Annotated in this window: 1 rRNA gene; it reads right to left on the bottom strand. The window is 63.4% G+C overall.

Going from position 1 to position 1,071, the window contains the following annotated elements:
• Positions 1-809: ribosomal RNA gene (locus AOBCEHNH_RS05105) — 16S ribosomal RNA — on the bottom strand; the annotation flags it as partial.
• Positions 810-1,071 lie beyond the last annotated feature (262 nt).

The raw sequence follows: 1,071 nt of genomic DNA, 5'->3' as shown, positions 1-1,071 counted from the left end.
CCCCCCCACACCTAGCGTCCATCGTTTACGGCTGGGACTACCAGGGTATCTAATCCTGTTCGCTCCCCCAGCTTTCGCGCCTCAGCGTCGGTCTCGGCCCAGAGGGCCGCCTTCGCCACCGGTGTTCCACCCGATATCTGCGCATTCCACCGCTACACCGGGTGTTCCACCCTCCCCTACCGGACCCGAGCCCGGCGGTTCAGGGGGCGGGACGGGGTTGAGCCCCGCCATTTGACCCCCTGCCTGCCGGGCCGCCTACGCGCGCTTTACGCCCAATGAATCCGGATAACGCTCGCCCCCTACGTATTACCGCGGCTGCTGGCACGTAGTTAGCCGGGGCTTCTTCTGCAGGTACCGTCTTGTCTCATCCCTGCTGAAAGCGGTTTACGACCCGAGGGCCTTCGTCCCGCACGCGGCGTCGCTGCGTCAGGGTTCCCCCCATTGCGCAAGATTCCCCACTGCTGCCTCCCGTAGGAGTCTGGGCCGTGTCTCAGTCCCAATCTGGCCGGTCGGTCTCTCAACCCGGCTACCCGTCGTCGGCACGGTGGGCCGTCACCCCGCCGTCTACCTGATGGGCCGCGGAGCCATCCCCTCCCGTCTGGGCTTTGCCCGCGGGGCCATGCGGCCCTGCGGGGTCATCCGGTATTACCCACGGTTTCCCGAGGCTATCCCGGAGGAGGGGGCGGGTTCTCCACGTGTTACTCAGCCGTTCGCCACTCGCTTCCACCCGAGGGTGGGTGCCGTTCGACTTGCATGTGTTAGGCGCGCCGCCAGCGTTCATCCTGAGCCAGGATCGAACTCTCCGTCCAATATGATGGCCGGGCCAGGAGGCCCGGTCGCGATCATGGTTGGCGCGGAGTGCCCGTCCCGACCAGCTTCTCGCTGGATCGGATTCCATTCGATGTATTAGCGTTCTGTAAACTGGTTAAGGAAAAGTTGAACGGGGCCTGACTAAGTCAGACCTTACACAACTGTTCTTGAAAAGTACATCACTGCTGACACCTTCTAAATGGTGTCTCCACTTGTTCCGTCTCTTCGCGGTATCCGGTTCTCAAGGTACCCGCCGCGGGT

Source organism: Collinsella intestinalis (assembly GCF_902501455.1).
Taxonomy (GTDB): Bacteria; Actinomycetota; Coriobacteriia; order Coriobacteriales; family Coriobacteriaceae; genus Collinsella; species Collinsella intestinalis.
Note: the sequence above shows the minus strand (reverse complement) of the source record. Positions and strands in the feature narration are given on the sequence as shown.